This window comes from Pseudodesulfovibrio sp. zrk46, assembly GCF_012516435.1.
GTDB lineage: Bacteria > Desulfobacterota > Desulfovibrionia > Desulfovibrionales > Desulfovibrionaceae > Pseudodesulfovibrio.
Genome location: NZ_CP051216.1, coordinates 3,413,942 through 3,434,861 on the forward strand (window position 1 = coordinate 3,413,942; position 20,920 = coordinate 3,434,861).

General features: G+C 45.3%; 17 protein-coding genes and 2 tRNA genes. 6 read left to right on the forward strand and 13 right to left on the reverse strand.

Annotated features, from left to right (window positions below; all coding sequences use genetic code 11):
• Positions 1-79 precede the first annotated feature (79 nt).
• Positions 80-1,201 carry a glycosyltransferase family 9 protein gene (locus HFN16_RS15440; RefSeq protein ID WP_247648356.1) on the forward strand — a complete coding sequence of 374 codons (1,122 nt, stop codon included), beginning with the start codon at positions 80-82 and terminating at the stop codon, positions 1,199-1,201.
• Between the two features lies 1 nt (position 1,202).
• On the forward strand, positions 1,203-2,471 hold the full coding sequence (locus tag HFN16_RS15445) for a glycosyltransferase (protein ID WP_168891612.1): 1,269 nt from the start codon (positions 1,203-1,205) through the stop codon (positions 2,469-2,471).
• A gap of 76 nt (positions 2,472-2,547) precedes the next feature.
• On the opposite strand, the gene HFN16_RS15450 is transcribed toward HFN16_RS15445, so the two are convergent.
• The 10 genes from HFN16_RS15450 to xerD all read right to left on the reverse strand — a co-directional run bounded on the left by HFN16_RS15450 (position 2,548) and on the right by xerD (position 14,749).
• Positions 2,548-3,771 (reverse strand): replication-associated recombination protein A, encoded by a 1,224-nt coding sequence (locus HFN16_RS15450; RefSeq protein WP_168891613.1) that lies wholly within the window; start codon positions 3,769-3,771, stop codon positions 2,548-2,550.
• The gene (locus HFN16_RS15455) at positions 3,768-4,505 is read right to left on the reverse strand and encodes an RsmE family RNA methyltransferase (RefSeq protein ID WP_168891614.1); all 738 of its coding nucleotides are present in this window, start codon (positions 4,503-4,505) and stop codon (positions 3,768-3,770) included. Before HFN16_RS15455 ends, HFN16_RS15450 begins: the two co-directional genes overlap by 4 nt.
• Before the next feature lie 48 nt (positions 4,506-4,553).
• Positions 4,554-5,792 (reverse strand): diaminopimelate decarboxylase, encoded by a 1,239-nt coding sequence (gene lysA, locus HFN16_RS15460; protein WP_168891615.1) that lies wholly within the window; start codon positions 5,790-5,792, stop codon positions 4,554-4,556.
• 116 nt (positions 5,793-5,908) lie between these two features.
• Positions 5,909-6,343 (reverse strand): hypothetical protein, encoded by a 435-nt coding sequence (locus tag HFN16_RS15465; protein ID WP_168891616.1) that lies wholly within the window; start codon positions 6,341-6,343, stop codon positions 5,909-5,911.
• Positions 6,344-6,345: 2 nt separating this feature from the next.
• Positions 6,346-8,952, reverse strand: coding sequence for a DNA mismatch repair protein MutS (mutS, locus tag HFN16_RS15470; protein ID WP_168892388.1), 2,607 nt, complete (start codon positions 8,950-8,952; stop codon positions 6,346-6,348).
• Between the two features lie 42 nt (positions 8,953-8,994).
• Complete coding sequence (locus HFN16_RS15475; protein ID WP_168891617.1) at positions 8,995-10,143, reverse strand: tetratricopeptide repeat protein; 1,149 nt, start codon at positions 10,141-10,143, stop codon at positions 8,995-8,997.
• Between the two features lie 9 nt (positions 10,144-10,152).
• Positions 10,153-10,509 (reverse strand): LapA family protein, encoded by a 357-nt coding sequence (locus HFN16_RS15480; protein WP_168891618.1) that lies wholly within the window; start codon positions 10,507-10,509, stop codon positions 10,153-10,155.
• Positions 10,510-10,521: 12 nt separating this feature from the next.
• Positions 10,522-11,010 (reverse strand): HIT domain-containing protein, encoded by a 489-nt coding sequence (locus HFN16_RS15485; RefSeq protein ID WP_168891619.1) that lies wholly within the window; start codon positions 11,008-11,010, stop codon positions 10,522-10,524.
• Between the two features lie 116 nt (positions 11,011-11,126).
• Positions 11,127-13,817 (reverse strand): CBS domain-containing protein, encoded by a 2,691-nt coding sequence (locus HFN16_RS15490; RefSeq protein WP_168891620.1) that lies wholly within the window; start codon positions 13,815-13,817, stop codon positions 11,127-11,129.
• A gap of 17 nt (positions 13,818-13,834) precedes the next feature.
• Positions 13,835-14,749 carry a site-specific tyrosine recombinase XerD gene (gene xerD, locus HFN16_RS15495; RefSeq protein ID WP_168891621.1) on the reverse strand — a complete coding sequence of 305 codons (915 nt, stop codon included), beginning with the start codon at positions 14,747-14,749 and terminating at the stop codon, positions 13,835-13,837.
• 218 nt (positions 14,750-14,967) lie between these two features.
• On the opposite strand from xerD, the gene HFN16_RS15500 reads away from it, so the two are divergent.
• From HFN16_RS15500 to HFN16_RS15515, 4 genes are all read left to right on the forward strand, one after another.
• A complete protein-coding gene (locus HFN16_RS15500; protein ID WP_168891622.1) occupies positions 14,968-16,134 on the forward strand; it encodes an LL-diaminopimelate aminotransferase in 1,167 nt (388 codons plus the stop codon).
• A 65-nt stretch (positions 16,135-16,199) separates the two neighbouring features.
• Positions 16,200-16,631, forward strand: coding sequence for a 2-amino-4-hydroxy-6-hydroxymethyldihydropteridine diphosphokinase (gene folK / locus HFN16_RS15505; protein ID WP_247648357.1), 432 nt, complete (start codon positions 16,200-16,202; stop codon positions 16,629-16,631).
• 18 nt (positions 16,632-16,649) lie between these two features.
• On the forward strand, positions 16,650-16,928 hold the full coding sequence (locus HFN16_RS15510) for a transcriptional regulator (RefSeq protein WP_168891623.1): 279 nt from the start codon (positions 16,650-16,652) through the stop codon (positions 16,926-16,928).
• A gap of 523 nt (positions 16,929-17,451) precedes the next feature.
• On the forward strand, positions 17,452-19,563 hold the full coding sequence (locus HFN16_RS15515; protein WP_168891624.1) for a tetratricopeptide repeat protein: 2,112 nt from the start codon (positions 17,452-17,454) through the stop codon (positions 19,561-19,563).
• Positions 19,564-19,633: 70 nt separating this feature from the next.
• Here HFN16_RS15515 and HFN16_RS15520 read toward each other — a convergent pair whose 3' ends face one another.
• From HFN16_RS15520 to HFN16_RS15530, 3 genes are all read right to left on the reverse strand, one after another.
• Complete coding sequence (locus HFN16_RS15520) at positions 19,634-20,149, reverse strand: cache domain-containing protein (RefSeq protein ID WP_168891625.1); 516 nt, start codon at positions 20,147-20,149, stop codon at positions 19,634-19,636.
• Positions 20,150-20,321: 172 nt separating this feature from the next.
• Positions 20,322-20,408 (reverse strand) — tRNA-Leu (locus HFN16_RS15525).
• Positions 20,409-20,821: 413 nt separating this feature from the next.
• Positions 20,822-20,908, reverse strand: a tRNA-Leu gene (locus HFN16_RS15530).
• Positions 20,909-20,920: the final 12 nt, after the last annotated feature.

Consider the following 20,920-nt stretch of genomic DNA (forward strand, 5'->3'; position numbering starts at 1 on the left):
GACCAAACGACTTTTGGCCACACTATGCGCTCGTGAGAAAGCAAATGTACATCTGTGCGTGGATAACTCGTTGTCTTCATTGGCTCAACTGATCTACCCCAATGTGACTGTTCACTCCATTGCTTGTCATGGAACAGGCCTGACAGGCCCGGAGGCAATGTGTACCATGCTCGTGGACAATGTGTCTGCCTTCTCTCAATTAACATCCCTTAATTTTGAAACAATATTCAATCTTAACTTTTCCCCACTCAATTTTCGTATCGCAGCGTTATTTGAACCAGAGAGAGTTAAGGGGTATTCATGGAAAAATGGTCAGGAACTAGTAGGAATATGGCCCTCCATGGCCATGCGGTGGTCTGACTATAGACGCATTGGCATCAACTTGGTGGATTTCTGGGCCGGATATTGCCCGGATATGATCAGCCCCCAAAAAGTCAATCCTATAGCATCTCCCAAAGGGGGCGGAATAGGGGTAGTCCTAGCTGGGCGCGAATCACGACGTTCTCTTCCAGTCAATACATTAGCACAAGTAGTTTCAACTTTTGCACGTAGTCAGCAAGCCGAAAGAATTACACTTCTTGGAGGGGGCGCCGAAGAGGGCGCAGGAAAGGCTGTCATCAAATCACTACCATCTGCACTTCAAAAAACAACTTCAAACATGGCAGGTAAAACTCAATGGACCGACTTGGTGGATATAGTCGGTTCTCTTGATATGCTCGTGACTCCTGATACAGGAACTATGCATCTGGCTGCCCATCTCGGCACTCCTGTCCGTGCTTTTTTTCTGTCCTCTGCATGGTGCTTTGAAACAGGCCCATATGGAACTGGACATCTGGTGTACCAAGCCTCAACAGACTGCCTACCGTGCCTAGAAACAGCTCCATGCATCTATGATGTTAAATGCGGTAATTCTTTCAATTCGCAAGAATTTCAGCGTTTTCTTGTCACTCATAAACCTGAGCATTGTCCTACAAATCTAACACTATTCACATCTGAGTTCGACACATTAGGACAAGTCTATACTCCCGTGGCCGGAAATGACCCTGATGCCGAGCAACGCATAAAATTCCGCTCTTTCATTGAACAGTTTCTAACAGGGAAGGGGGAAGCCTCAGATATGGAAACCGTCTTCGCACAACGTCTATACCGTGAAAACGACTGGATCATGGATAGCGAACCAGGAAAATCCATTGGATTATAGCATGAAAAATTTACGTATTTTGGTTGTCTTACCACTTTATGGAGGCTCACTCCCAATTGGTAGATACGTTGCTTCGGCCTTGCGACAGGATAACCATATAGTGGAAATCTTCGAGGCTCCTGAATTCCACTCTGCATACGAATCACTCAAATCACTTAAGGTAACTACAGATCGATTGAGCTATCTCCAAAACTCCTTCCTTAATGTAGTTAGTCAATCCGTCCTAGCCAAAGTCGAGACCTTTGAGCCTGATCTGGTCATTGCCATGGCACAAGCACCACTGAACCATCAGGCCCTCAAACGTTTGAGGCGGGATGGTGTAACAACAGCCATGTGGTTTGTTGAAGACTATAGATTGTTTACCTATTGGAAATCATTTGCACCTTTCTATGATATTTTTGCCGTTATCCAAAAAGAGCCTTTCTTTGAAGAGCTAGCCGCCATTGGTCAACCAAACGCTCTCTATCTGCCTCTGGCAGCCCAGCCAGATTTTCACCAACCTATAAAACTCACTTCTGTCGAACAGAAAAAATTCGGATCAGATATTTCATTTATGGGGGCAGGCTATCCTAATCGTCGAATTGCCTTCAAGGAAATGGTCAATTACGACATTAAAATATGGGGCACAGAATGGGAAGGAGACCATGTTCTCGAACCTCTTGTCCAAATGAACGGAGCACGTGTTTCCCCCGAAGATTGCGTGAAAATTTTCAACGCCACCAAAGTTAATCTCAATCTGCATTCCAGCGTTCAATCAAAGAAATTAGTAACCTTCGGTGACTTCGTTAACCCGCGCACATTTGAATTGGCTGCATGCGGGGCATTTCAGTTGGTTGACGAGCGCAGCCTGCTTAATGAAGCATTTGCCAAAGACGAACTGGCAACCTTCGCATCAATTGAAGAACTAATCGAAAAGATTGATTATTTTCTCAACAACCAAAAAGAACGTGAATCCTTTGCCGTGAAATCTCAATTGCGCGTGCTCAAAGAGCATACTTATCAGACGCGCATGCGCACATTGTTGGAATTTACCGCCCAACGAATGAAAGGATGGCCCCCAAAGCATACAGACTCAAATCTGCCAGCAAATTTCCCGCCTGAACTCGCCACTAAGATTAAACAGTTACTTGGCAAACTAGGACTACCAGAAAGCACTTCTTTTGATGATATTGTTTGGGCAGTCAGACAACAGCAAGGAAAGCTATCAGAACTGGATACAGCCATTCTATTCTTAGATGAATGGCAAAAATTATACAAAAAAAGAGCTTAAACAGGTTACAGTGGAGAATAAGCAAACTCCTTTATCTCGCTAAAAGATAAAGGAGTTTCTAGTTGATCATCATACACTAACGAGATTTCTTAAACTGTCTAAGCCAAGCTTGAAGACGAGGTTCTTCCCCCTGGTCCTTGGGATGATAAAACTTACGCCCCGTCAACTCATTAGGCAAGTAATCCTGATCTGCCCATGACCTTGGAAAGTTGTGTGGATACAGATACCCACGGCCATAGCCCCACTCCCTCTGCAAAGCAGAGGTGGCATTTCGCAGGTGAAGTGGAACAGGTTTAGGGCCATTCTCACGAACCTCTTTTTGAGCAGTACGATAAGCTGCGTAAGTAGAATTACTCTTTGGGGCCAATGCAAGATATACTGCGGTCTGTGCCATAGGAATGAATCCTTCAGGCATACCAATAGCTTCAATAGCCTGATGACAGGCCATGGCTTGAGGCAGCGCATTAGGATCTCCTAATCCGACATCTTCGGAGGCAGAGATAATGAGACGACGAGTCACAAACCGGGGATCCTCACCACTTTCAAGTAAACAAGCTAGATAATAGAGGGCCGCATCAGGATCACTACCCCGAATAGATTTGATAAGCGCAGAAGCTAGCTCGTAGTGAGAGTCACCATCACGATCACCTCGAACGACTATCTCGGGTAGTGATTCTCGCAATTTTTCTGCGTTTCGCTGATCTTTTGGCAATTGAGCAGTATATTCAAGTAAATTCAGCAAAGTACGAGCATCACCGCCAGACATGGCTGCCAATAATTGCTGACTATCTTCTTCCAACTCCAAACTCAATTCTGCTGCGCCGCGTACAACAACCTGGGCTAACTCTCCACGACTCAAAGGACGCAGACGCAACACATGAAGTCGCGAAAGAAGTTGGCGTGTAACACTAAATGAAGGGTTCTCCGTAGTCGTAGCCAGTAGTGTGATCTCACCGGTTTCAAGAATGGGAAGAAAAAAGTCTTGCTGTGCTTTGGAAAATCGATGCAATTCGTCAAGAATCAAAATATCGTGCCCAGGCAAACGCTTACGTAACGCAGTCAAGCCGGCTTCTGGAGCGCTTACACGCAGACTGCGTTTGCCTGATATTTTGGCCAACAAAAGGGCAAGGGTAGATTTACCACACCCTGGAGGACCGAAAAGGAGAAGGCTAGGTAATCGTTTAGACTGCGTTATCGCTTCAATTCGATTACGAATATGTCCCTGGCCGACAAAATCGTCCAGAGAAGTAGGTCGTATACGGTCAGCCAATGGTTGGGCGTCTTCTATTTCCAACTTCATTTCGATTCCTGCCTTGCAAACCAGCTGAGACTCAAACAATAGGCAGCAGCCGTTTCCCACCGTAAAATGGAGTCACCCAATGTGACCGGCTCAAAGCCTGTATCCAGCAAAAGACCTGCTTCCTTGTCTTCCATGCCACCTTCAGGGCCGATGACTACCAGACACTTGCCACTTCTCATATGGACCGGAGCCAAGGGAGTAGTTGCCTTCTCAGACTCCCACGCGATGTAACAATGGTCGAAACTCTGAGCAAAAGCAACCAGCTCACTAATATCTCCAAGTGTTATCAGTTCAGGAATATACGGATTGCCACACTGCTTGGCCGCTTGTAAGCATTTCTCCCGCCATGTGTCTTTGGGTTGATCCGGAATTTTTCCCTGACTTCGACGAGCATCCCAGAAGGCTATGCCTGACGCCCTCAGTTCAACCGCCTTTTCAAACAAATAATTGCGTCGCTTGGATTTACCCCAACCAATAGCAAGCGTCACCCCTGTTTCCGGACGTTGCAATTCATTGATTTGCAATGCTTCAAGCAAGGCTCGCTTGTTGTCGATTTCTTTAACTAGGAACAACCCTTCACACCCTTCACCATCGAATAGGCGAACCGTCTGACCTGTTTCTGTACGAAGGACAGTCAACATATGACGCGCTTCGTTCCCTTTAAACAATACAGTATCTCCCACAAGGGAGGGCCAGTCTTCAGCGGGAAAATAAAATGAATTGAGCCGAGCCATATCTCCTCCAACAAAAAAGGGCCGGGAGCAAACTCCCGGCCCTATCTTCTAGAGTTCGTTTGCGATCAAGTCTTCGTAAGTCTCGCGCTTTCGAGCAACAACAACTTTGTCGCCGTCCACAATCAACTCGCATGCACGCGGCCTTGAGTTGTAGTTTGAGGACATAGTAAAACCATATGCGCCGGCAGAGTAGAGGGCCAACAACTCTCCCTGCTCAATACCCGGCAATTCGCGTTCTCGGGCTAAAAAGTCTCCTGACTCACATATTGGACCAACAACGTCGTACTCCTTAACCTCACGACCATGCAGCACTACCTCGCCAATGCGATGAAAAGAACCATACAAGCTAGGACGAACCAAATCGTTCATAGCACCGTCAACGATAAGGAAGTTTTTAGTCGGATTGGACTTAGTGTAGACCACCTCAGTGACCATGATGCCTGAGTTCCCCGCGATCACACGGCCTGGTTCCAATATAACAGTCAACGGGACATCGGCAAGCTTGTCTGCAAGAGCTTTACCGAATTCTGTCGGATGGGGCGGTTCCTCTTCGTCGTAGTTAATGCCCAGGCCGCCCCCCAGATCAAGGTACTTGATCTCTAAACCGGATTCTTTAAGTTTTTCATAGAATGCCAGCAATTTATCAAGAGCCTCTAAAAACGGATCAATATTGGTCAGCTGAGAGCCGATATGACAATCCATTCCGATGGCTTCAACATTGTCCATGTCCATAGTCATTTTGTATGCTTTGAGGGAATTCTCAATATCCAAGCCAAACTTATTCTTTTTCATACCCGTGGAGATATAAGGGTGGGTCTGCGGATCAACATCCGGGTTGATACGGATGCTGATCTGGGCAACTTTTCCCAGTTCACCAGCCACTTCGTTAATCTTTACTAACTCGGCCTGGGACTCCACATTAAACATCAAAATACCTGCAGCCAGAGCTTCACGAATTTCGGAAGCACGCTTGCCTACACCTGAGTAGACGATTTTTTCAGCTGGTACTCCTGCTTTAAGAGCACGAAAAAGTTCGCCGCCAGACACCACGTCCATTCCAGCGCCTTCTTCAGCAAGCATTTTCAACACGGACAGGTTAGAATTTGCTTTAACCGAATAACAGGTCAAATGATCTAACCCATCGAAAGCTGAATCAAAAGCTTGAAAATGACGCTTAAATGTAGCAGCGGAATAAATATACAAGGGGGTGCCGTACTCAACGGCTAACTCAGTGACACTGACTTCCTCTGCGAACAGCTTGCCATCACGATATTCAAAATGATGCATGGATCTCTCTCCTTAGATAAGTAAACTATGGCACTGAAACATGCACTATTCGTCTTGTCTAATTCGTTGTGCATATCGATGAAACCAAACGACATAAGCCGCTTGGGAAATAACGCCTAAGGAGTGGTGACGTAAACGTCTGTATACTCGATAGGACTAGCAGGCAACTCACTTTTGCCAGCAACACGAAAACGATACTCCTTATCTTGATCAATGCCACAAAGACTCAGAGATAAGGTATTTCCGCTCATATCGAATTCAGTCTGATTGCGTGTGAAATGAACGACATCTCGAGGAACAAACGGACATCCAACACAGCCTCCGCCATCCCCCACATATTCATATTGAATGGTGGCCCGGTACAAACGATGGGATGCTCCATCAACAACAACCTTCATGAAAATACAATTATTTTGAACAGCTGTCGCCATCAGCTTCAAGGTAAACGTATCTTCACTTTCCACGGCAGAAGGCCATTCTTTTTTACCTAATGCACAACCAGAAAAGAAAAAAAGCAAAATAAGCGGTATTATTATAGTAATAGGGCGCATAACTATCCCTTAATCATATCTTTCCACTGGTTAATTAGCATAAGGGCCTGAATAGGCGTCATTCCGTCTACATCAATTTCCGTAAGCTGAGTGATAATGGGATGCTCAACTAATTCCTCACTGATCTCGATGGGCGGGGCACCAAATCCAGGAAGCAAAGTCTGTGACGCACGCTCCACAGCCCCTTTTGACCGAGTTTCTTGCGATTTTTCTTCCAACTTCGCAAGAATATCACGAGCACGTTCCACCACAGGGCGAGGCACACCTGCCAGCTTTGCAACCTCAATACCATAACTACGATCAGCCGGGCCAGGCACAAGCCTACGTAAAAAAACGATATCGCCTTTCCACTCCTTGACAGCAATATTTAAATTACGAAGCCCTTCGATCTTACCCTCAAGACTGGTTAATTCATGATAGTGCGTAGCGAACAACGTACGAATACCGCCACGAGCGCGCGTGGAAAGCTCTTCAACCACGGCCCAAGCCAAGGAAAGACCGTCATAAGTGCTTGTACCACGCCCGATCTCATCAAGGATTACTAGACTACGTTTGGTTGCTTGCCGCAAAATACGAGCAGTCTCGGTCATTTCCACCATAAATGTAGAATGCCCTTGAGCCAAATTGTCAGATGCACCGACTCGGGAAAAGACACGATCAGCCAAACCAATTCTAGCAAACTTAGCAGGAACAAAAGAACCGATCTGCGCCATGATTGTCAAAATAGCAACCTGTCGAAGCACTGTCGACTTACCAGCCATATTCGGGCCGGTAATAAGAAGGATACGGCGCTCTTTGTCCATTCGCAGATCACCTGGAATATAATTAGATGCACCCATAGCATCTTCAACCACAGGATGACGACCTTTCTCTATCTCGATCTCCATGCCATCATGCAAGTCTGGACGACACCACTCATTAATGCGAGCAGCTTCAGCCAATCCCTGCCAATAATCGAGGGTGGCGATAACATCGGCCATGAAAAGGAATCGGCTCCGGGCTGCGGCAAGGCGGTCGCGCAAAGCTTGGAACAATTTATATTCCAATGACTTTCGCTCTTCAGATGCAGAAAGAATTTTATCCTCCATCTCTTTAAGATCTGGAGTGATATAGCGTTCACTATTAACCAGTGTCTGCCGACGAATGAAGTGGTCGGGAACTTGCCCTTTAAAAGCCTTGGAAACCTCGAAATAATAGCCAAAGACCTTGTTGAAACCGAGTTTGAGTTTAGGAATATCGTTCGCCGTCAACTCCTTCTCATGCAACTCCTTAAGTCGATCTTCACCATGCTCATTTAGTTCAATCAGTTCGTCAAGATTATCATCGAACCCTTTCTTGAACAAACCTCCATCCGTAATAACGGGAGGAGGGGAGTCCACAAGAGAAATATCAAGCAGAGCCGCTATATCATCCATAGCATCCCACTTTTTGATGATACGCTTAAGCTCAGATGCAGTTTCTAAATTTTCCTTCTGCAGCAGACTATGAAGTCGGGGCATCATGTTGAGGCTCTGCCGCAACGCTATGAAATCCTTTGGATTAGCTCGGCCAAGAAAAACACGAGTGGACAACCGCTCCAAATCATAAACCGAATCAAGAGCGTTACGAAGGTCAGAACGCAACTGATCCCGATCAAACAGGAACGTAACGCATTGAAGAGACTTTTCAATAGGAGCCATATCTCGCCACGGCTGACGCAAGCGGGCCTCTAACAAACGTCCCCCCATAGGGGTCTTCGTGCGGTCCAACACTTTCCACAAAGTGCCTTTACCGAGCTTACCATCAAGCCGACGAAAAATTTCTAGATTACGCTCGGTTACTTCATCAAGAAGGAGATGCTTGCCTAAATTAAGAGGTTTAAACTCGCCGATATGACCAAAGTCACTCTTCTGAGTATGCTCCAAATATGTAAGTAGGGCTCCACAAGCTCGAACTAGCTCTGGCTTGTCATTCAAATCAAGAATGGCAAGTTCAGTTGATTCTTGTAAATCTTTAATTTTATTAGCAGAAGAAGAATAATCGAAATACACACCGAGTGGCACTGCAGTCACCTGTCCAGACAACTCATTGTACTGCGGAGGAACCTTAACCCCCTGCGGCAAAAGCAATTCACTAGGGTTGATTTTCATCATCCACTGCCACAATTCAGGCTCTTTCCTGGAAAGAAGACCGGACCATTGTCCTGTGGAAAAATCAAGCCAGGCAATACCGCCCGCTCCACTCTTAGAATCCCAATAGAAAGAACCTAAGTAGTTATTTGCCTTTGATTTCAGATTGGAATCTTCGACAACGGTACCAGGGGTCAGAACACGTGTAACATCGCGCTTCACCAACCCCTTGGCTTCTTTTGGATCTTCAACCTGATCGCATATAGCAATCTTATATCCCTTCTCCAACAACTGACTGAGGTATGGCTCCACAGCGTGATGAGGCATACCGCACATGGGAATGGGGTTTTCATCATTGGGATTACGGCTTGTCAACGCAATCTGAACAGAACGCGCAACTATCTCCGCATCCTCAAAAAACAATTCATAAAAGTCGCCCATGCGAAAGAATAAAAGGCAGCCTGGATTCTCCTCCTTGAAACGGAGGTACTGCTCAAGCATGGGGGTCAGTTTTTTCTTTACCACGAGAAATATGTATTCTTATTATTGAGAGAAATCAGTACGAAAGGCAATGGAATGCCAACTGCGGCATCGGGGGCAGTTGAAAAAAAGTTGGTCCCGCTTTAAACCACAGCGACGGCAGTAAAAACGTCGAACCCGACGAGCATGCCCCATAAAGAATGAGAGTTGTTCCTTAAAAAAAGGCGTCATGGTCTGATCACTTTTGGAGAGTTCAAACAACTCTAATCGTGCTAACCAAAACGAAGGTTCAAGCACTAAGGCCTTCTCCAACCATGATTTGGCATTGTCCACGTCATCGACACGTAACAGAAAGACTGCACCGTAGTAGAGTAACAACACATGCGGGTCCTGCTGTTCAATCACCGGAACAACAGCCTTGGCAAGCTGCTCGTCAGAACACACCTTGCTCCATTGCTCATTGTCTGCTAGTCGGCCAGCTTCACGTTCAGCGCGACGCGTGGCTTCCAGCAGCCCTTCAAGAAGCACAAACCGAAGGTCCGGAGCTACTTTTTCCAGGGCATCACGTAGAATGTCTCCAACTTTTTTGGAGTTACCGCACTTGTAGGCCTGAATTATTTGCTCAAGCCATGCTTCAACAGCACCCGGGTAAGCTCTAATTGCATGGCGAAGAGCTCTATGCGCCTGAGAGTCCTGCCCTTCTTCAAAATAGTCCATTGCCAAACGGACAAGACTATGTGCCTGAGGTAAGGGAAGGGCAAGTTGACCGTAAGAATCGGCAGCCTTTTCATACGCTCCGCGTTCGGCGGCTAGCCGGGCCATTTCATGATGAATCGCAGTAGGGTCGTGCCCAAAAGAGCGGGCATCTTCAAAAGCCTTCTCGGCGCGATCTAGAAAACCACCACGGCGGAAATCTCGTCCTAATTCGAAGAGAGCACGAGCCTTAAACTTGCGGTCAAGGCCCGGCCTCACGATAAGACTATTTCTAATCTGGATAGCGCGCTCTATCTCCCCTTGAGAACGATATAAACTACCAAGGGCAAGATAGATTTCAACGGCTTCAGGGTTGTTTTTAACAACCTGACTAAGCTCTTCAATGGCCGCACGAGTATCCTGCACGGGCAGTGCTTCACTGCCGCCCGCTTCACGGGCAGCCTTCAGCTTCTGCTCGTAGCCATTCGGCTTTTTGCGACTGAACAGCTTCCAGACCATGTGGATTCCTTAAGCCTGCTCTTCAGTCTTTTCTTCAGAAGAAGTGTAGGGTTCTTCACTGATGGGCATGTTTCGCAAGGAGTTTAACTCCTGCTCAAGGCTGGCCATACGAGTCTTGCACTCCTTAAGACGGGAGCCTGCGCGAACCTTATCAACGGCAAAGTAAACCATGGTCATAAGACAACCAGCAACAAAAGAAGCAAGAATCAGGACACCAAAAGGCAAAGGCAAAGAATGCAGAGTCATGGCGTATGGGATGTCCAATTTCAATTGCAGAGACTGCAATAGCACGTCATTGTTCTGAGAAAAGAACAGAATAGAAAATACGAAAAGGGCCAGCAAGAACAGAACTTTGATAAAACGCATTAGACACACTCCTTAAAATGTTATTTCCTCAAACAGCGGCTTCAACCTGCTGTATGTCGATGACAGATGTTCCGGTATGACGGACGTTTCTCCAAACACCGCCATAAATGAGGCATCGCCGTTCCAGCGCGGCACCATCTGAAAATGAAGATGCGCTGCAATTCCGGCCCCCGCAGCCTCACCTAAATTCAATCCCATATTAATACCCTGAGGATTGAAAGCTTTTCCCAAGACCGTGGTGCTATGCCTAAGCCACAACATACAATCGTTGGACTCTTCCAAAGTCAAATCCGTCAGATTGCTTACATGACGATATGGGCAGACCATGAGATGACCATTATTATATGGGAATTTATTCATGATCACGTAGCAATGCTCACCTCTAGCAAGTATGCATCGCTCTTCGTCTTCCGACGTATTCTCCGGTATGCAAAAAACACATTCGTCAGGCTTGGGGCCCAGTATGTAATCGAGACGCCATGGCGCCCACAGAACTTCCATCGTCTATCCAGTACAATAATATTCTAAAAGACTTTAGCAATCGTGTTGCAGTCATGCCAACAACGGCTTGATTTTTCTACACGGCTTGTGCTCGCAGGGCAAGCATGAAACGCCAATTAACCAGCACTTTCCGAGTTGTGATTTATAAAATCCTTATGCACTTGATTTGCAAGTTTTACCTGCTCATCTTTTGTTTCTACGACACCATCAATCTTAGCAGCCATGACTTTATTCAGAATCTTTGAATAGACCGGCCCCGGTTCTATTCCCAAATGCAATAAATCATTTCCATCAATTTCAATGGTCATATAACGCAACCGAGAAAGATACTGAGATATATTTCTACGAATATGTTCCTTTCGACTCCGAGCCATAAGAAAAAGGACACCCTCGACAGGAATTGGGTGTAAGATGGCAAACAACTTGCTCAGTTTAGATTTGCCCTCACGCCATCCCATAAGCTTCATAAGCGCATCACCGATCATATCACGCAACTGAAGGAAATCACGCTCCTCACGTTTAGTAAAATGCAACCGATCAGTAACTTGCGTAATCTGCTCACGTTTAATTCCCATGGTCATCCCAAGAAAATAGAGCTTCCAAGGAACCACTTCTGGCTCAAGATAAAGCAATTTGTACCAACTATGCACCTTAGATAGCTCAGTCAGTACATGAATTCGATCCCTTGTCAGTTCCAACAAAGGATGGATTGCCTTCATAATACCAAGTTCACCAACCCGGTTTAGACAAGCTAACGGATCGCCCTCATTTACGATAAGCTGTAATTCATGCATTACTCTGGTGCCAGACAGCTTGCTGAATAATTCAAGATTCATGGCATTTTTAATTAGGCGCATAGTTTGACCACCAATCTGAAAATCAAATCGACGCTCAAACCTAATAGCCCTAAGGATTCGAGTGGGATCCTCTACAAAGCTCAATGAATGCAGTACACGTATTGTCTTATTACGAATATCACGCTCTGCGCCAAAAAAGTCGACCAATTGACCATATCTTCCAGGATTCAATCGAAGAGCCAAAGCGTTGACCGTAAAATCTCTTCTGTAAAGATCCATTTTAATGGAAGAAAGCTCTACAGTTGGTAGGGCAGCCGGATATTCATAGTATTCAAGACGGGCTGTGGCGACATCAACACGTTGACCATCCGGAAGAATTGTTACCGCAGTCTTAAACTTATGATGCGCCTTAACACGCCCCCCCAACTTGGCAACCAACTTCTTGGCAAAATGGATTCCATCCCCCTCTACAACAAGGTCAAGATCCAGATTAGAACGCCCCAATAAAATATCACGAACAAAGCCACCTACGGCATATACTTCCCACCCTAGTTCTTTACCTAAACTGCCAGCCTCTTTTAAGAGGTCGAGCATATTTTGCGGCAGTCGGTTATTAACCATTGAAGCAATATTCCGCTCGCGTCGTCTATCTGGCATCAGGGATTCAGGGATGCGTGCAGGCTCTTCGATTAGCATATTCATGAGATCAGTACGGGTGATAACACCTATAATCTCACCATGCTCAACCACAGGAAGCATACGCTGACGATTCCCTAGTATGATTTCCATAACCCTATAGAGCTCTGTGTTCGAGTCCACCGATTCAAAAGAACGACTCATATACTCGTCGACTCCCATATCTCCTAAACCATGGGCAACCGCTTTATCCGCAGTGGCCTGCCCAATAATCCCCACACACTTGCGAGTACTTTTGCCAACGACAGGCACATCTTTGAGCCCATATCTTGTCATCATCTCTACAGCTTCGCTTAGAGAATGACTGTCTTCAATGGCAATTGCGGGCTTGGACATAAGGCTCTCAACCACAATTTGTGGGTTCACCTGAGAGTATAACAAAGCAAACAAATCATCTCTGACTTCAGCCAATGTCTTTTCCTTTACAGTTGCTGAAGCCGCAGCGGCATGGCCTCCACCGCCCATGGATGAGCAGATTTGTCCAACATTAACATCGGGATTTTTGGAGCGTGCAACCACGTGAATACGATCAGCCATACGCCCGAGAGCAAATGCGACCCCAATATCTTCCATATCCATGAGTTTATGAACCAAAAGAGCAAAATCAGGGACAAATTTATCTGTAGAAATTTCAGTAATTACAACATCAACACCATGAATATCATAAGTATGTGCATTTTGTAGTAACTCACCAAGATTAGTTACTTGTTCAGCTGACATTTCATGAGATAATAGATCTTTAATAACCTCTATATCCATTCCCTGACCTTTAAGCCAACCAGCAGCCTCAAAATCTTCAGGCGTAGTCGTATTAAAGCCAAAGGAACCGGTATCTTCATAAATCCCCAAACCAAACAGAGTTGCCTCTTCGGTATTCAATGAGATTCCTTGTTCCTTAATTATTGATGTAATGATCGTGGTGGTCGAACCCCAGTCCCGGTAAACAGTCTTGTCAGCAGCAAGATCATCATCTGTATCCGGATGATGATCATAAAGATGAATTTTCAAATTTTGGTTTTCAAGAATCGGCCGGACATGCGAAATACGAGACCGCTGTCGAGTATCACAAACGACTAGTAGCTCGACACTTTTCGGATCAATATCCTTGAACATTTTGAAATTAAAAAGATACGTTGTGCTTTGAATAAAAAAATTTCGCAGATTTTTTTCCTGACTACCTGGAAAGACTAATGTTGCTCCGGGATAAATTTTACTAGCTGCGACAATGCTGGCCAAAGCATCAAAATCAGCATTGGCGTGTGAAGTGATGACAATAGGGGCCGTAATACGAGGTGTTTTTTGATTATTTGACATAATGTCCTGTTCTATCCTTACATTCCAGACCGAGGATGAAATTCTTGATGCATAGCTTTAAGTCTTCCTGCTTGGATATGCGTATATATCTCTGTTGCAGTGATATCTGAATGCCCGAGCAATAGCTGAACGGTTCGCAGATCTGCGCCACCTTCAAGAAGGTGTGTAGCAAAGGAATGGCGGAAAGTATGGGGTGAGATACTCCGTTTTATATCGGCTTTCTCGGCAAATTTCTTGATCAATTTCCACACTCCCTGACGGGTTAATCCTTTGCCGGAGCGATTAAGAAACATGCGGTCCTCTGTTGGCTTGAAAGTAGGGCGAATCTCTTCCACATAACGATTCAAGATATCTTGGGCGGTGAAATGAATAGGCACCAATCGCTCTTTCGCCCCCTTGCCGAATATTTTCAAAATACCGACTTGGGCATCGTAGTCCAAAACCTTCATTTGAATCAATTCGGACACACGTAGTCCCGCCGCGTAAAGCAATTCCAGCATTGCCTTGTCACGCATACCAAGCTTTGTACTAATATCGGGCAAGGCGAGTATGCGGGAGACTTCATTACGCGTCAGAAATTCCGGAAGTTTTTTCGGAAGTTTAGGATTTTCCAACAAATGGCCAGGATCCTCTTTGTACCACCGCTCATCCATAGCAAAAGTAAAAAAGCCACGCAGAGTAGAAAGATGTCTAGCCAGCGATCTACTTTTCAACCCCTTGGCCCTCAAATATGTGAGATAAAAAAAGAGCGTTTTATCTGATAACTCTTCCAACCTGAAGGATTTGTCTTGAAGAAAGGCGAGTAGGGAGGTCAGATCCTGTGAATAACTGGCAAGACTGTTCTCAGACAATCCCTTTTCTATTAGAATATGCTCTAGATAACGATCCACCCAGCGATGGGAGAGTAGAGCGTTTTTATCTTTGTCAGGCATGAATTTAGCTCTGGCCTTTGTATTCTGTTTATGGATTGATACGCAAAATGAATTAGACAATATGAAAATCAAATGTTCAGGATGGATAATCGTAAAATAAACATCGTATATTGTTAGCTAACAAGGTGCCGCCCAAAGCGCAATGTCGCATTGACACGCGGTCTTACCCCATTTATGACAAGTGCTCTATCAGAGTGAATTTAAGGAGAGTCTTTACAATGTCTGATTTCAAGCTTGCCGACCGTCTTTCTACGCTGCCCCCATACCTTTTTGCAGCCATCGATAAGGCCAAGGCCGAAGTTGCCGCCCAGGGAATGGACATCATTAGCCTTGGCATCGGCGATCCTGATCTGCCGACCCCGGATTTCATCATAGACGCCCTGTACGAAGGTGCCAAGAAATCCGTTAACCATCAGTATCCTTCATATGTAGGTATGATGTCTTACCGTCAAGCTGTTGCCGATTGGTACAAACAACGCTTTAACGTGGACCTCAACGCCGAAACGGAGGTCGTTAGCCTGATCGGATCGAAAGAAGGCATCGCTCACTTCCCACTGGCGTATATAAATCCTGGCGACCTGGCTCTCATCGCCACTCCTAATTACCCGGTATACGGTATCGCCACTAGCTTTGCCGGCGGTGAAGTAGAGTACCTGCCGCTGCTAGAAGAAAATGACTTTCTTGTCGACCTGGATGCTATTTCCGACGACACCTGGGCCAAGGCAAAAATGATTTTCGTCTGCTATCCGAACAACCCAACAGCAGCGACCGCCACCAAAGACTTTTACGATCGTCTGATTGAAAAGGCAAAAGAGTTCAACGTAATAGTTGTCTCCGACGCCGCATACACTGAAATATACTACGATCCGTCCAACAAGCCCATTTCCATCTTGGAATGCGAAGGAGCCAAGGACGTATGCATTGAGTTCCACTCACTGTCCAAAACTTACAATATGACCGGATGGCGTATTGGAATGGCTGTGGGAAACAAAGACCTCATCGCAGGGCTTGGCAAGATCAAGGAAAACGTAGATTCTGGTATCTTCCAGGCCGTTCAGGAAGCTGGAATTGCTGCACTCCAGAAGGGAGAACCGTACGCCGAGAAATTTCGCGCAATCTACAAGGAGCGCCGAGACGTTGTTTCCGCCGCACTGACCAAAGTAGGCATCAAACACCGTGTTCCGGACGCTGCTTTCTATATGTGGTGCAACACTCCCGAAGGATACACCTCGTCCGAATTTGTCACCAACGTCCTGAAACAGACAGGCGTCGTGCTGACTCCCGGCCAGGGCTTCGGGGCCCCCGGGGAAGGCTATTTCCGCATTTCCCTGACCGTTAATAACGATCTGCTCGAGGAGGCGGTATCCAGGATATCGAAACTGTAAACTGCTACGTCAGTCTCGGTTCCAACCAGGGCGACCCCGAAGAGAACCTGAACTACGCACTGACGTTGTTAGAAGAATATGGCGACGAGATAACTCTGAAATCGTTTTCGCACACTTACCTGACTGAGCCTCAAGGGGAGATTAAAGATCAACCCTGGTTCACAAACCAGATAATCAAGCTGGAAATCGATGCAGAGATTTGGGCTCCTTCGGGATTCCTGTCTACCTGCACTGCTATTGAGGCCAAAATGGGGCGTCAAAGGCAGGAGCCAGGTGGCCCTAGGCCTTTGGATATGGATATCATTGCATGGGGTGACTTAGAGTTGGAAAGCGATTTCCTGACCCTGCCACACCCGCGCGCAAAAGAAAGGGCATTTGTCCTCATACCACTGAAAGAAGTAGAACCAGACTTCGTCTTTCCCGACGGAACACATATTGATGAGGCACTTAATGCCATCGATTACCGCATGGAAGACAATAAGATTTGGCAAGATTAACAGAAAACGGAGCGCTTCATGCTGAAATTCATTGTCATCGGCGTAGCCTTATTTCTCGTCTACAAACTCTTCATGGGCGACAAGAAAAAACGAGAAATGGAAAAAACCGAAACGACCAAAAAAAGGGCGGCTTCCGGAGAAATGGCAAAAGACCCTATCTGCGGCACGTATGTCGAGAAGGACGGAAGCATTCGGGTTAAGGAAGGGGAGAAAGTACATGTCTTTTGCTCCTACGAATGCCGAGACAAATACCTCAAGCAACTTGAAGCGACCACAGTCAACGAAGAGACCGAATAGACAGATCTTCCAAAGACGTCTCATCAAGGCCCCTAAACGGGGCCTTTTTTTATGCTTTAAGAAGATTGAATCAATTCTGTGGAATAGTATTACACGTCACAAATGAGCATTTTGCAAAAAACATACGATGTAGTGATTCTTCCATATTTAGCCTCAGAGGGAGTTTAGCTAACTATCGGAATCCAAACCTTGCAAGCTGCTATTAAATATCCTCAGAACAGATACAAAAAATCGATCGCTTATCGGGAATCATTCTAACTGCACAAGCTTTAAGATTTATATCAATTAATTACAGCACCATATACTACTGTCTCATAATGTAAATTATGTAAACTTTTAACATAACAAAGTAAGAAAAATCATTGTAAAGTCGAAATTTCCACATTTTCAAATTTTAATGCTAACCATAAAATTGAATTCAGAATCAGATTATTAATGTGGAAGGTAAAACGCCCGTTGTATGTTTCTAGCCCTACTGGTAAGAATTCTGAGTCCACAACCACAACAAACAATAATTCTACTTATGAAAAAAACTATCCATATTGGCTTCATCCCCCTGCTGTGCACCATTTTTCTCTTTGCAACGACAGCATTTGCTCAAAAACAGACTCTAAAGTTCGAAGAATGGCTCCAAAAATACGGCGCATGGGATCAACTTGAGAAGGAATACTCTCAAGAGCAAGATAAAGATGCCCCAGAAACTATTCTCAAACGTGTTAAGGTCTATCTCAACCTCAATTCTCCAAAGGAAGCCCTTGAAATCGTAGAGATGACACCTACATTTGACGACAATGCTACTGAAGCAAATCGTCTATGGCTTGGCGGACAAGCCCACCGAGCCCTAGGAGACCTAACCAAGTCAGTCCTGTGGTTTACCCAAGCTGCATCACATGTGGAAAACAGCAATGAGTTAAGTACACTATTTAGGTCTGAACCAGGACTTGAAGAAATCTGGAAAGACGTATGGTTAAGGATGTACTGGGCACACACTGCGAACTACAGCCTGTCGCGAGATGCTCAACATGGTGCACTAGCTAAAATTGCTGATATTGGTATGAAAGTGTGGGGAGATAAATATTGGCAAAAAACGGTATCCATTATGAATCAAGATAATTCAGAAGAATCGCCCTCTCCAATTCCTCCAACACAACTGAATGAAAATGGACAGCCGATTCAGCCTTTCATTTCACAGGCTGATACGGACTTGATCGTAAGAGCTTTAGCTGCAACTTCACTTGAGAAATTCAAAGAAGCCCATCAGTTTGTGTCTGAAATCCAGCAGGCCCCAGTTCGCTTCTTCTGGATCACTGTCATCCAATTCATTGAAGATGGCCAACTCCCGGAATCACTTACACCTCTTATTGATAGTAACTACTTAAAAGCAAGTGCTTTTTGGCAGGGGAATTTACTAGCCCCCTACTCTACTTCTCGCACTAGTTGGCTTCTGGGCAATCCAGACTCCGGCCCCTGGACTAAATTCCGCAACAACATTCTTTCCATGACTCCTGGTGAAGCTGCCAAATCAATTAATAATGAACTTGGCTCCATGTTGATCTCAGAGCAAACAGCAACCTTATTAAACAATTTCAAACTGGCACTTTCCTTGTTTACCGGTGATTTTATCAACGCTTCCTCCACGTGGGGTCAACTTGAAAAGCGAAATCTTCCCTTAGCGTTACAACTTGCTGGTATCATTCAGTTCAAGGATAGCTTGAACATTGTCCTTCCGACAGAACCAAGCAAGTCATATGTTATTTCTCCCATTTTCACGGCTCTTTCTGGTGCTGCAGGACACAATATAACCGGAAACGATGAAGCGCCTTTCTGGATCAGTGCACCGCAAGACAAACTTATAAGACTTTCACAGAGGGAGTACCCGATAGACAAACTACTACTGCTCGCCTACTGGCAACAGCAATTCGACACCAAGGCTTCACCTGACTTGGCCAAACGAGCAGCTTATCTTTTCAATGGAACGGCCTTTGGTAATGAAAGCCTGCTTTATCTCGCCAACCATGCAGTTAAAAGTAAGCATCTACAACTTGGAGCATTTTATCTCAATTCTGTGAAAAGCGACGATTTGGACAAATTCAACAAAATGATCTGGCTTGACATTAAGACACGATTGGAGTTGGACGCCGGTCGAAATGCTAGTGCATTAACAACATTTAAGAAAATGCATGAACTCGGCGTAGACATCCCCGTCATGACCAGGCTTCGTATGGCCTTACTTTTTCAGCAGCGTCGCGATTTTGGTGCAGCTAAAGAGCAATTGCTCGCCATGTGGTCTAACAAGGCCACTATGACTACAACCTTGCAAGCAGAGACTCTCTTCTGGCTGGGCGAAGGGGAGCAGGCTCAGCAGAATACTGAAGAGGCTTTAGATTATTATCTCAAGCTCGCATGGCAATATCCACAAGAGAATATATGGGCTCTAACAGCCATGTATCGAGCCTCTCTTATATATGAAAAACGAGGCAAATACGACACAGCTAAAAGACTACTAACAACTGTAGTCAAACGTGCAGATCGTAAAGAACAACGTGAGGCAGCCAAGGCCCGCATCAATGCAATTGATAAAAAGATGGGTAAGCCCTCATCAAATCAAAGCTCGGCATTAGTGTACCCATTCTAAAGCTTACCCAACAAAACAAAATCCCCAGCAACGGTGTTGCTGGGGATTTTGTTTTGTCTATTTTCATATCTTAGTGATTAAGACTCGAAAAATAAATACCTGATCCAATGAACAATCTCGTCCCTGGTATCGGGGCTACATAAACCACCTTGTCATGAGTTTCATTTGAATCCGGTTTTTTCCAGTTGTACTCAATAAATCCTCCTCCGCTATTCCCAACAGAAAGGATCTCCCTAATCACATACTGCCCATTTTCATCCTGCAAGTCATATAAATTGCGACCAATAAGTTTGGGTTGAGTAGCGTGCGCAACACAGGTGCCTTTGTCGTCATAAACAAAGAAATACCCAGATGAGTCTGAAAAGAAACGAATCGGGCTAATATACTTAGAAACAACTTCTATTTGCTTTATATGGGACTTCTCGCCTTCTAATACCCCTCCCAGCCCAACTGCTGTCACCGTAACAACAAGCTCCAATGACTGCCTAGTGCCAAATGAAGAAGCAGCGTCTGATTGCTTTGGGCAAACAAGTGGGAGCAACAGCAGGATAATTGCTAAAGCATTATACACATTCAATTGGGACATCCATTTCTCCAAAACAATCTAAGAATCGAATTTGTCTGTATACATTGACATATAAGTACGTCTTTCTCCACCTCGCCATCAAGCCCATTTTTTAACAGAACAGATTAATGACCAATAGTTGTAAACCAAAAAGAAAGGGCTGCAGATTTATCTGCAGCCCTTATTCTTTTCGTGGTGCCGAGGGGGGGATTCGAACCCCCACGGAATTTCTTCCACTGCCCCCTCAAGACAGCGTGTCTACCAATTCCACCACCTCGGCGTCCTTGCGAGGAAGGAATATTTCTAATGAATCCGCATAAAAGTCAACTAAAATTTGGAGTTTTTCTAAATTTTTTTTTATTATCAATTAAGGGCGAATAGATTAGTCAAAAAAAACTAAATATACCAATTATTTGTACACAAAAACAGAAAACTGTTTGAGCCTAACTTAATATGACGAACTGCCAACCTCTGTCCTCAGAACACAGGTATAAACGAGACTTTTCACTACGTAAATCAACGTCATCTTCCAAACCTCACATACCTCCTACGCAAATCAACAGCGAGATTCGTCCCCTCTTGCCTTTGAGCCTTCCAGCGCCCCAGAGGAGCTATCTGGCTATCAACAATTGGTCATGAACATACTCACGCAAAAAAGCCGTAATCCTAACGGATTACGGCTTTTTGATTTCGTGGTGCCGAGGGGGGGATTCGAACCCCCACGGAATTTCTTCCACTGCCCCCTCAAGACAGCGTGTCTACCAATTCCACCACCTCGGCACTATATGCTCA